Here is an 11915-nt window from a genome sequence, read left to right as displayed (position 1 = left end):
TATCAGCGGTTTCATTCAACCGCATACTATAGAAAAATATAGTATTTATCATAATAATGTCAAGGACTTTGATTATCAACAGGAAAAATACAAATCCACGTAAATTCGCAGCTTCTTGAATTTTATCAAAAACAAGAGCTGTTCCTGTTACTCTTCGGATGGCGGTCCGGGCCTGAACCGTATGATGTTCTCGGCGGCATCGACAACCTCCCACTGGCTCATGAGACGTTTATTCCGCCTTCGCTTGATAATGTATACAAAAAAAGACAAGAGCAGTATGATCGTCCATGTGCCGGGTATATATGTGAGAAGCATCCGTTTGCCATATGCCCTGCGGACAGAATCCAGATAATCACGCTCAAATTCCGCGGTCGTTAAACCGGAAGCCTCGAAAAATGCACGGTCAAATTCATATCCCCGCGACAGGTTTCCGAGTATCAGCGGCACAACGGAAGGACCACGCAGTGTTCCCAGGCGATTCACCGCCAGGAGCGACTGATCATAAGCAAGGGTAACATCGGCCCCGCGTGCCGAAAACACATCTTCGATATCCCGGAATGACATGAGCTCACCGCGAGAAACCTTCCATACCATATAGAGCCTGCCGCGGATTCCCCATTCGCCCGACAAGGCCTCGGCACAACCCTCGTGAAACCAGCGCGGTACGAACGTTCCTCCGGCGGCATCATAAATGACACAATGGACAATTTCATGGGCGAGAATCCGCTCGATTTCCATTTTCAGACCGGGCAGAGGGGATACAACGATTCTGTTTCCCGGCATGGCAGCCGCCGCGCTCCAGTCTGGAAGCACTCCCTCGGTTGCTTTACTGAATTCCTCGTCGGTGCCGGTGAGGATTATCGTTAAGGGTTTTTCAGGCACATGTCCGAGCTCGGCGGTAATGACCCGGAAACTCTGTTCGGCGGACTCTGAAACGAGCCGTGCATACCTTTCCCCGATGTCCTCATACTGTACGACGATATGGGGTGACGAAACAGTTCCGGTCTCACAGCGACATTCCGAGGGTATCCACATCATGAGAAGAGAGATTAATAGAATATCATACCCTGTCTTCCGTAAAACCGACCAAAACCGGATATCCCTTATCTTACATGATTTGTTGCCATTCATGCGATATTCCAGGAATTCTGTAATTTATTTTATCTACCTTACTTTCATTTCGAACCACGGAGCGCATCAATAACCGCATGAGCCGATTTCCAGAGATAAACGGTATCCATACCCACGGTAACCAGTGTAAAGCCCTGTTTGATATACTCTTTTGCTGCTTCAGTATCGAATCCGAAAATACCGATGGGCATCCCTGATTTCGAACACGCTTCCCTGACCCTGTTGATTGCGCTCAGAACTTCCTGATCCCTGACTTTTCCGATTTTCCCCATGCTCCCCGACAAATCATACGGTCCCACAAAAACAGCATCGATTCCCGGAACAGCAAGAATCGAATCGATATTTTCAACAGCATCTTTATGCTCGATCTGTATAATTACCGCTACACGCTCATTGGCATGCGCGACATATTCAGCGAAATTCATTCCATATTTCTGAGCCCTGGACATTCCCACGCTCCGCGCTCCCAGAGGGGGATACTTGCACAGCCTGATTACCTTTCGCGCTTCCTCGGCTGTGTTTACCAGCGGAATAATGATGCCTTCGACCCCCGTATCGAGCAGTTTTTTTATCCAGACCTCATCATTCGCGGGAGCACGAACAATGCAATGGCAGGGTCCATGAACCACGCCGAGAATTACCTGAATATCATCAACATCGAGAGTAGTGTGCTCAGTATCGAGAAAAAGCCAGTCAAAACCTGAATCAGACAGTATTTCAGCAACCTCGGGTGAAGACAGCGTAAGCGCTGTTCCGATAAGGGTGTCTTTTCTCCGCAGCTTGTCCAGAAACGTTTCATTCGGCATGGCAACCTCATGGGATTAACGGATTTAAAATGAAATACGCACCGGTAACTGTATATTTTAATAAATAACCATTGATGTTAATCCGTCCTGTTCGCAAATATTTAACGGAATGCGGATGTTCGCGGATTTATTGTTTTATTCTTTTCAGATGTGATCTATCGGCAATTTCAAAAGATAGTATAAATAATCTATTATATCAATTTGTGTTTTGTGGTGAAATATTCTCATAGATAATCCAGGCTAATAATATCTGGTAAAACAGATTTATTCATACGACAGATGTCGGCAGTATCGCTTGAATACGTCTGTAAAACCCGCAGATTCATAACAAAGAGGGCGGCATACAGTTAACCGCCCCCCCGGAGATTGTGCAATACGTGCCGTCAATGACTCATACATCAAAAATCTTTCCCGGATTCATGATGTTGTTCGGATCGACCGCCCGCTTGATGCGCCGCATGAATTCGAGCTCCGCATCCGACTTGACGATGTGCATGTACTTCTTGCGTTTATGGCCGATGCCGTGCTCCCCGCTCAGGGTACCGCCGAGCTTGAGCGTCGCAGTGTAGAGCTCCTCGAGCGCCAGTGGAAGTTTACGATGCCATTCATCCATCGAATCGGCGGGATTCTTGATGGGTGTCGCATGCAGGTTACCGTCCCCGGCGTGTCCGTAGCATGGAATCTGCATGTTGTACTTTTTTGAAATCCTGGCTATCTCCGGCATGAGGTCAGGTATCTGCGCGGTCGGTACTACGATATCCTCGAGACTCTGATGCGGGCTGACTACCTTGAACGCTTCGGCGATATTGCGCCGCACGCTCCACAGCCGTTCCGAGGTGGTGTAGTTGTCCGCGACATAGACCTCGATAGCGCCGTTGTCCATGCAGAGATTACCGATGGTATCATAATCGCGCTCGACAATCTGCTCGTCGCTGCCATCCACCGTAATGAGCAGCATGGCGCCCGCTTTCTGGTAGGGAATGGATTCATTGAGGTACCCGCACGAGGTGTGAACCGAAAGCTGATCCATGAACTCGATGGCGGTTGGAATGACACCGCCCTGCGTCATGATCTTCGGGACGACCGAAATCGCTGTCTGTACATCGGGAAACAGCGCGAGGAGATCGACCTGCGCCTTGGGGACCGGCAGGAGCTTGATGATAACCTTGGTGATTATACCGAGCGTTCCTTCCGAGCCGACCATGAGCATGCGGATATTGTATCCGGTCACATCCTTGATGATCTTCCCTCCGGCTTTTACAATCTCGCCCGTAGGGGTGACAAACTCGAGCCCCATGATGTACCGTTCCGTGACACCGTACTTCACCGCCTTGCCGCCGCCGGCGTTTTCAGCGACATTGCCGCCGACATAGCATGTTTCGAGGCTCATGGGATATCCGGCGAAGAAAAGCCCGTAATCCTTGAGCTTCTCGTTAATCTCGTTGGTGACGACACCGGGCTCGACAACCACCATCATATTTTCGGTGTCGATTTCGAGAATCTGGTTCATACGCTCTACCGACAGGAGAATGCCGCCGCAAATGGGCACCGCACCGCCCGAAAGTCCGCTGCCAGCACCGCGCGGAGTGATCGGTATCAGCTTCTCGTTCGCCAGCCTGACCATGGCGGCGATTTCCTCGGCGGTTCGCGGCTTCACAACCACATCGGGCATGTGGGCATATTCCGTGTCGGCCACCTCATCGTGAGAATAGGGCTCCATCTTCTCAGCGTCGGTGACCACATACTGCTCACCGACGATATCCTTCAATTTCCGGATAATTTCCTGATCAATCTTACCATATCGAACAGCATTCATATCTCTATTCCTTTTCAGCTTTCCGCCTGTCAAGTTCCTTGATGAGTTCCGGAATGATCTCGAACAGATCACCCACGATTCCGAAATCAGCAACCTGGAAAATCTGGGCATCGGGATCGGTATTGACCGCAACGATCGTTTCCGAGGTTTTCATCCCTGCAAGATGCTGAATGGCGCCGGAAATACCGAAAGCCATATAGAGCTTCGGAACGACCGTTTTACCGCTCAATCCCACCTGATGGGGATATTCCGCCCAGCCGCGGTCGATTGCATCCCTGCTCGCACCGACAGCCGCATCGAGCCTGTGTGCGAGATCATAGAGCATTTTGAAGTTCTCGCCCTTTTTAAATCCGCGGCCTCCCGAAACGACCCTGTCGGCTTCCTCGATATTGATCTCCCCGCCTTCCATGGGACGGAAACCGAGACGCTCCTCGCGGCCTTTCAGAATCTCATCGGGAATTGGTACCCGTACGATTTCACCGGTTCTGCCTTTTACAAACGGCGGAATGGGTGTGGAGCGCGGACGGACGGTCGCCATCTGGGGACGGTGGTTCGGTGTTTTAATGGTCGCCATGATATTGCCGCCGATAGCCGGTCGTGTCTGGAGGAGATTTCCCGTGCCCTCCTCGATATCGAGCTCCGTACAGTCGGCGGTGAGACCGGTTGTGGTCTTGGCGGCCACATAGGGCATGACGCTCCGCCCCGTCGTCGTTGCCCCGGCGAGAAAGATTTCCGGTTCATATGTTTTGATCAGATGCGAGAGCACATTCGCATAAAGATCGTTAAGATAGTGTGCAAGCTTAGTATTTTCAGCCAGATATACTTTATCAGCGCCTCGCTCGAACAACTCCTGTATACCACCGGGATCGACGGAAGAACCCAGAACGACCGAAGCAAGCTTCGTGCCCAGTTTATCCGCAAGCGCCCTTCCCCGTGTCAGGAGTTCAAATGAGATGGACTCGATACGCCCCTCATCCTGTTCGGCAAATGTCCAGACCTCTTGAGCCAACGAATTAACCTCCTGTTATACAAAGTCTTTCGCTGCGAGAAATTGTATAAGTTCATCAACAGCTTTTTTCACGCCAGTCTTTTTTATGTCAATCATGATTCCGTTTCTGGTGACTTTGGGTTTCATGATTTTCACCACCCGTGTCGGAGACCCATCGAGGCCGAGTTTTGCGCCCTCGACCGTAAGGTCGTTCCTGCCTTTCGGAACGATCTCCTTTGTACGGGCGGCCTGTTTGCCGCGCAGTGTCGGAAGCCGTGGCGAGCTTATTTCCTTGACAACAGTCAACAGGCAGGGCAAAGGAAGCCTGAGCGTTTCGTACCCGCCCTCGATCAGCCGTTCAACAGTCACCGAGCTGCTGTCAATCGAAACGATTCTGCTTACGAATGTTGCAAGGGGGAGGTCGAGCATGGAAGCCATCTCGGGTCCGACCTGGCCGGTATCTCCATCGGTCGCCCTGATACCGGCGATTATGATGTCATAATCACCCATGGTCCTGACCGCCTCGCTGAGAACATACGAGGTAGCCCATGTATCGGACCCAGCGAATGCCTTGTCGGTCAGAAGGATACCATCATCACACCCCATCGACAGCGCTTCCCTGATCGCTTTTTCAGCCTTAGGCGGGCCCATGGAAAGCACCTTTACCGTTCCGCCGTGCTCTTCTTTCAACTGGAGCGCGCATTCTATCGCGTAGAGATCGAGCGGATTCACGATACTCTCGACCCCTTCACGGATCATGGTTCCTGTTTTTTCATCCATCTTGACATTCCCCGTTTCGGGGACCTGCTTAATGGGTACGATTATCCGCATGTAACCCCCCTCGTTGCTGTATTATTGAAAAAAAACGAATATTCATCACAAGAGCGATATAAGATTTTTTAATATATTTTATTAGTCTTGCAAGTTCAAGTGGTTTTGAAAAAGTATGGAATTTAACCACGGAGACACGGAGAAAAAAGAATCCGGAAATTTTTTCCATACACGGAGTGTATTCGGCCAGGAAAAAGAGTATCTTTGGCATTTGAAACTGCCGGTGAGAGTATCAATTCAGAGAAATAACAGGTTGTGCACGCATGTCCTGTATACTATTTTCGTTTATTGTCAGGTTATTCCATATCCGAAAGGATGTCCGTGACGATATCACGTTATCATTAATTTCTATACACATTGATTATGCGGTTTTCCTGAATATCATGACTTTCTGAACGGGAGGTTCTATATGCGTCTGACTGTGCATAGCGTTTTTTTGGTGAAGATTGTGGTCGCTGCATGTTTAATTTCCGGCTTTTTTATCCCTATAATCCATGCTCAGGAAGGAAAACCTCCCTTCTTTCCGGATGCCCGGTATGCCAGTGAAATCCCGACGCCCGCGGAAGTTATCGGATTCTTACACGGCGACAGGCCCGCCCGTTACGATGAGGCCGTCCGTTATTTTAAAACGCTCGCGGAACGATCACCCCGAGTGCTCATGTTCGAATCAGGCTCGACTCACGAGAACCGGACTCTTTACTATCTTATTATCAGTTCCGGTGAGAATATCGGGCGTATCGAAAATATCAAGAAAAATCTGTCATATCTGTCCGATCCGAGGACACTGTCATCGGAGGATACTGCCCGTGACATCATAAAAACCTCTCCGATAGTGGTCTGGATGATGTATTCCGTTCACGGCGACGAGCTTTCGGGGGTCGATGCATCTCTTCAGCTTGCATACCATCTCGCAGCCGGAACCGACTCGACGACTGTCGGTCTCCTCGACAAGGTAATCGTGGGAATCGATCCCATGGAGAATCCCGATGGCCGCGAACGCTTCCTTGCCCAGATGAAAGTATGGAATGGCGTCATGTCAAGCACGGACGGCCAGAGTATCCAACATACCGGCGTCTGGCCGTGGGGACGGACGAACCACTACCTCTTCGACATGAACCGCGACTGGTTCATCCTGTCACAGCCCGAAAGCCGCGCCCGTGTCAAAACCCTCCTCGAATGGAATCCCCAGGTCGTGGTCGATGCGCATGAAATGGGAATGTATGACACATATTTCTTCAACCCGCCACGCGAGCCGATCAATCCCCATATAAACAAGACCATACGCGACTGGTGGCGAGTGTTCGCGGCGGAACAGTCACAGGCGTTCGACCGGTACGGCTGGAGCTATTACACCCGTGAATGGGCGGATGACTGGTACCCCGGTTACGGCGAATCGTGGCCGTACTTCACCGGCGCCGTGGGAATCCTGTATGAACAGGCGCAGACGGACGGTTCACAGGTCAAACGGCCGGACGGCACCATGCTGACATTTCGTGAGGCTGTGCACCACCAGTTTATCAGCTCCCTTGCGAATATCACAACCGCCGCCCGTAACAGCACCGCCCTGCTCGGCGATTATTATTCGTCGAAAAAGGAAGCTGTCTCGCCGCCCTCCAAAGGCGAAATCCGGGCGTATTACATCGATCCGGGCGTAAATCCTTCACGTGCCCGCCGTCTCGTGGAGCGGCTGCTCATCCAGGGAATCGAAGTAGACACAGCACAGGAGAATTTTCAGCTTAAAAACTGCATGAGTTTCCGTGACTCGCTCCCCGTTACGAAGACGCTTCCGAAAGGCACGTATATCATCAACCTTTCTCAACCGCTCCGGCCGCTCATCAACGCCATCCTCGAATTCGATCCGCGCATGTCGACCGCTTTTCTCCGGACAGAGCGTGAACACCTCGAAAAAGGAAAAGGCACACAGATGTACGAGGTCAGCGCATGGTCGATGCTGCTCGCCTATGACGTCGATGCCTGTGTGTCCCCGGAAGCACCTCCCGGGAATACGGCCCGGCTCAAAGGCATGCCCGAACCCGAAGGATCGGTTGACAATCCCGCACCGGCTTTCGGATTTCTCATCGATTTTCGCGACGATTGCGCCGTCGATGCGCTTATACAGCTCTTCAATCGCGGATACACCGTGCGTTCCGCCGAAAAGCCGTTCAGGGCCGGAGGACGCTCCTTTTCCCGGGGCAGCCTGCTCGTGAGGCTGAATGAAAATCCCCGGTCGGTAAGCGGCGAGATGCAGGCGATAGCCCGTTCCGCACACGTCTCCGTGTACGGGGTCGATACGGCGCTGAGCGAGGACGGGCCGGACCTGGGCGGGAATGAATTCAGACTGCTCACCGAACCCCGAATTGCCCTTCTGGCCGGTCCCGACATCGACATGTCCCATTTCGGGGCGCTGTGGTATCTCCTTGATTACGAGATGAAGTGTCCGCATACGGTTATCGATAACAATTACTTCGATAATTTCGACCTGCGGAAATATAACGTACTGATACTCCCCTCGGCGGGCGGGAGTCCCGAGACATATAAAAAGATTCTCGGCGAACAGGACATGAAAAAAGTCCGGGAATGGGTCAATAACGGAGGAACGCTGATAGGAATTGGCGCTGCCGCCTCATTCCTTGCCGACAGCACAACCGCGTTCAGTAATGTCAGATTGTACCGTCAGGTGCTGAAGGACATCGATTCGTACCGCGAAGCCGTGCTATGGGAAGAGAAGGCGGGGCTTTCGGTCATAGACAGTCTTGCGGTCTGGGAGGGTAAGGAACCCGCGAAAACCCGTGAGAAAGACAAGGAAAAAGAGAAGAACGGTAAACCCGAACTGACCGCCGACGAATTGTCGGATCGTGACGCAAAGCAGCGGCTCTATATGCCCCGCGGCGCCATTCTCCGCGCCGATGTGAACGGGGAGCACTGGCTTGGTTTCGGAGCAGGGGCTCAGGTCCCGGCGATCGTGTATACCTCATACGCTTTCCTCTCGAAAAATCCTGTGGAGACAGCAGCGCGTTTCGGTGACTCGGCTCATCTGCGACTGTCGGGACTGCTCTGGCCGGAAGCGAGGGCACGCTGGGAAAAAACAGCCTATGTAACCCGTGAGGCCAGCGACAAGGGACAGATTATCCTGTTTGCCGGCGATCCCGATTTCCGCTCGTATTTTTACGGCACCGCGCGGATATTTCTGAACAGTATCCTACTCGGACCGGGCTTCGGAACAGAACGTATGGTCGAATGGTAGGAACAAAAAGCAGGAAATCACAGGCAGATTCATCGTTTATACCTGCGTGCACCGTTTTCGTCAGGTTTGAGTAATTCGAGGTTCTTTATCTGGCCCAAACCATTGAACAACCATAAAACACGTTGATTACCTGTATATCCAGCCATTATATTAACACCATGAAAATTGCTACCAAAAACAAGAAAGCCTATCACGATTATTTCATTCTCTCGAAGTACGAAGCAGGTATCGTTCTCCAGGGAACTGAAGTCAAGTCGATACGGCTGGGACATGTCAATCTCAATGACAGCTATGCCAGGGTGATCGATAACGAGCTCTGGCTTATCGGCTTACATATAAGCCCCTATGAACAGGGGAATATTTTTAATCATGACCCTCTCCGGAAACGGAAATTGCTTCTGCATTCAGCCGAAATCGAACGGCTTCGTAAAAGCATCGAAGAGAAAGGATTGACAATTGTTCCATTATCATTATATTTAAACGGGGGTCGAGTCAAGGTAGAACTTGGACTGGCGCGGGGAAAGCATCTCTACGATAAACGTGAGGATAAAGCCTCACGCGACGCTCGGCGTGAGATCGACCGTGCCCGTAAAAAGGCGGCCTTATGAAAGCGCGATACAATGAGACTCCCGTACAGTCACCGGATTATCTCCCGGCATTTCAGACTATCTTCCGCTCATTATTACCGGTCAAGGACAGAATTTTTGACCACTTTTGGGCAAATATCAAGACCTCTTGTTACAGGATCATCGTTTCCGTCATTATTGCTTCCTTTATAACCTGTCTCGGAGCGTTTCGGGCTGATTCCGCCAATCTCTCGTCGGTTTCCGTCGTACCGGTCGACAGAATACCGTATGTGTCGATGGTCGAGCTCGCCGAGGCATTCAGGCTCAAAATCGATTATAATCCTCTTATCAACAGCCTCACGGTGAAAAGAGGTGCTAAAACACTGACACTCCAAAACCGTTCACGATTTGCACAGTGTAACGGCGCCACAGTGAACATGATGGCTCCGTCATGTCTGGTTCATGGAGCGTTATATGCTCCGGCTTCGACAGTACTGCCGCTGTTTTCAACGCTTCTCAACGGTTCGATCCGCTGGGATGAAAGAGTGCGGGCGGTTATTACGGAAGGCATGACAGGCTCCGTGCGGTCGGTGTCATTTGAAGAACGAACCCAGGGGACGCTCATCAGAATAGAGCTTGCGGAATCGCTGGCTTGCAAGGATACGCTTCAGTCTATCAACGGTCAGCGGTGGCTTCATCTGCGGTTGGAGGACGGGATATTCGATCCCGATTCACTCACCGTGATGCAGCCTGTCGGCATGGTTCGCTCACTCAGAACCTTTCCCGGTAACGGGGAGCTGATCGTTTCGTTCCTCGTTTCGGACGACATGGAAAATTACGATGTGACCAGAGGTTCCAGGCCACATGAACTTCTCATATCCCTCCGCCGTAAACGGTTGAATACGATCGCGTCGCTGGCCGAAAAACCGCCCGAACCCGTGGCGAGTATTCCGGTTGAACCGAATGTCAACGGTGATCTCTGGGTTATTGACACCATTGTGATCGACCCGGGCCACGGCGGCATAGACCCGGGAGCGGTGGGGCCTGGTGGAACGCAGGAGAAGGACGTTGTGCTCGCCATCGCAAAGGAATTGAAGAAAATCGCCGACAAACAGAAAGAAGTCAAGGTCATTCTCACTCGCGACACCGATGTCTTTGTTCCTCTCCACGAGCGGGCGAGGACTGCTCTCAAAAGCGGCAAGCTTTTTGTCAGCATTCATGCCAATGCAACCAAAAGCAAAAATGTTTCCGGTATCGAAGTGTATTTTCTCTCAGATGCAAAAACCGAGGACGCAAAACGGGTTGCGGAACGTGAGAACGCGGTGATTGCATTCGAGGACAACCCGCAGCAGTACGCAAAAATGTTCGATAACAATGATATATCAAAGGAACTCAAGGAAATCCAGTTCGACATGGTTTCAAACGTATTCCTTAAAGAAAGCCAGAGCATGTGCTCCATCCTCCTCGACACCACCGTGTCCTCAACCCGCCAGGAAAATCGCGGAGTCAAGCAGGCGGGGTTCCTCGTGATGCGTAATACACAGGCAGTCATGCCGAGTGTTCTCTTTGAAGTCGGTTTCATCTCCAATCCAAAAGAGGAAAAAATGCTCAGGCTCGCCAGCCACCAGAAACGAATAGCTGCTTCTATTTACGAGGCTGTCATACTGTTTAAAAAAGGCGTGGAACGAGACCTCTTTACCGTATCGAGGAGCCAGTAGGCAATGAAACGATGCAGAATATGCGGTTCGAGCGGTATTATTTATGACCGAGACATCAAAGCCGGTACACATGGCGAGCTCCGGATATGCGACTGTATAGAGAAGCTGTGTTCCTGCGGGGGTGCCGAACCCTACCAGGTGTTCGACAACAAGGGTAATTTCTCCTGGTGTCCCTGCAGGAGCGCACGGCTGAAGCTTGCCACGGTAAGAAAAGCGTTCAAAGAAGCCCAGGTCCCCAATAAGTACAAGTGGAAATTTATCGAGGATTTCGAAATCGTCAATGATGTTGCACAAAAACTGATCGGCATGGTAACTACGGTCGTGCGCGACATCGAACCCCGGCCTGATACGATGAAAGGGTACTATTTCTGGGGCGCCGCCGGCAGCGGAAAGACACTCCTTGCCTGCATCATACTCCAGGAGCTCATGCTCAAGTACGCTCTTGGCGGCAGATTCGTCGATCTCTCACGCCAATTTTTCCAGCGGCTGAAACGGTCGTATGACAGTACCGACGAGTTGTACGGCTCCGGAGGCCAGATTCTTGACGCGCTCATTGAAATTCCGTTCCTCGTGGTCGATGATTTTGGAGTTCAGCGCAATACGGAATGGGAATCGGAGATGCTCTACAACCTCATCGATTCACGGTACGAGATGGAGCATCTGACCATTATCACCTCGAACATTCACATAAACGATTACAAAGAAATCGCCCACGGGCGCATACATTCCCGTATCAAGGAAATGTGCTCCGTTATCAAGGTCGACCTCCCTGATTATCGCGATAAATACCTCAGGGAACACAACTTTACCTGATC

Annotated in this window: 9 protein-coding genes; 4 read left to right on the top strand and 5 right to left on the bottom strand. The window is 51.3% G+C overall.

Annotated elements, in window-relative coordinates:
* Positions 1-147 precede the first annotated feature (147 nt).
* The 5 genes from LLG96_16240 to LLG96_16220 all read right to left on the bottom strand — a co-directional run bounded on the left by LLG96_16240 (position 148) and on the right by LLG96_16220 (position 5572).
* The gene (locus tag LLG96_16240) at positions 148-1131 is read right to left on the bottom strand and encodes a hypothetical protein (GenBank protein MCE5251759.1); all 984 of its coding nucleotides are present in this window, start codon (positions 1129-1131) and stop codon (positions 148-150) included.
* Positions 1132-1175: 44 nt separating this feature from the next.
* Positions 1176-1937, bottom strand: coding sequence for a 2,4-dihydroxyhept-2-ene-1,7-dioic acid aldolase (locus LLG96_16235; GenBank protein MCE5251758.1), 762 nt, complete (start codon positions 1935-1937; stop codon positions 1176-1178).
* A 391-nt stretch (positions 1938-2328) separates the two neighbouring features.
* Positions 2329-3753 (bottom strand): FAD-binding protein, encoded by a 1425-nt coding sequence (locus LLG96_16230; GenBank protein ID MCE5251757.1) that lies wholly within the window; start codon positions 3751-3753, stop codon positions 2329-2331.
* Between the two features lie 4 nt (positions 3754-3757).
* Positions 3758-4762: an electron transfer flavoprotein subunit alpha/FixB family protein gene (locus LLG96_16225; protein MCE5251756.1), complete on the bottom strand. Its 1005-nt coding sequence runs from the start codon at positions 4760-4762 to the stop codon at positions 3758-3760.
* 15 nt (positions 4763-4777) lie between these two features.
* A complete protein-coding gene (locus LLG96_16220; GenBank protein ID MCE5251755.1) occupies positions 4778-5572 on the bottom strand; it encodes an electron transfer flavoprotein subunit beta/FixA family protein in 795 nt (264 codons plus the stop codon).
* Between the two features lie 409 nt (positions 5573-5981).
* Here LLG96_16220 and LLG96_16215 point away from each other — a divergent pair, with 409 nt between their 5' ends.
* From LLG96_16215 to LLG96_16200, 4 genes are all read left to right on the top strand, one after another.
* The gene (locus tag LLG96_16215) at positions 5982-8816 is read left to right on the top strand and encodes a M14 family metallopeptidase (GenBank protein MCE5251754.1); all 2835 of its coding nucleotides are present in this window, start codon (positions 5982-5984) and stop codon (positions 8814-8816) included.
* Between the two features lie 158 nt (positions 8817-8974).
* Positions 8975-9424: an SsrA-binding protein SmpB gene (gene smpB / locus LLG96_16210; protein MCE5251753.1), complete on the top strand. Its 450-nt coding sequence runs from the start codon at positions 8975-8977 to the stop codon at positions 9422-9424.
* Positions 9421-11100, top strand: a complete 1680-nt coding sequence (locus LLG96_16205; protein ID MCE5251752.1) for an N-acetylmuramoyl-L-alanine amidase — start codon at positions 9421-9423, stop codon at positions 11098-11100. Before smpB ends, LLG96_16205 begins: the two co-directional genes overlap by 4 nt.
* Positions 11101-11103: 3 nt before the next feature.
* A complete protein-coding gene (locus LLG96_16200; protein ID MCE5251751.1) occupies positions 11104-11913 on the top strand; it encodes an ATP-binding protein in 810 nt (269 codons plus the stop codon).
* The last annotated feature ends 2 nt before the right edge of the window (positions 11914-11915 follow it).

The organism is bacterium, from assembly GCA_021372535.1.
In the GTDB taxonomy this organism is placed as follows: domain Bacteria; phylum Latescibacterota; class Latescibacteria; order Latescibacterales; family Latescibacteraceae; genus JAFGMP01.
The sequence above is the reverse complement of the archived record's forward strand: the minus strand, read 5'-3'. Positions and strand labels throughout refer to the sequence as shown.

Excerpts from the sequence above, each read along its gene's own strand:
- LLG96_16240 (MCE5251759.1), bottom strand. The coding sequence starts at position 1,131 with ATGAATGGCAACAAATCATGTAAGATAAGGGATATCCGGTTTTGGTCG.
- LLG96_16235 (MCE5251758.1), bottom strand. The coding sequence starts at position 1,937 with ATGCCGAATGAAACGTTTCTGGACAAGCTGCGGAGAAAAGACACCCTT.
- LLG96_16230 (MCE5251757.1), bottom strand. The coding sequence starts at position 3,753 with ATGAATGCTGTTCGATATGGTAAGATTGATCAGGAAATTATCCGGAAA.
- LLG96_16220 (MCE5251755.1), bottom strand. The coding sequence starts at position 5,572 with ATGCGGATAATCGTACCCATTAAGCAGGTCCCCGAAACGGGGAATGTC.
- LLG96_16215 (MCE5251754.1), top strand. The coding sequence starts at position 5,982 with ATGCGTCTGACTGTGCATAGCGTTTTTTTGGTGAAGATTGTGGTCGCT.
- smpB (MCE5251753.1), top strand. The coding sequence starts at position 8,975 with ATGAAAATTGCTACCAAAAACAAGAAAGCCTATCACGATTATTTCATT.
- LLG96_16205 (MCE5251752.1), top strand. The coding sequence starts at position 9,421 with ATGAAAGCGCGATACAATGAGACTCCCGTACAGTCACCGGATTATCTC.
- LLG96_16200 (MCE5251751.1), top strand. The coding sequence starts at position 11,104 with ATGAAACGATGCAGAATATGCGGTTCGAGCGGTATTATTTATGACCGA.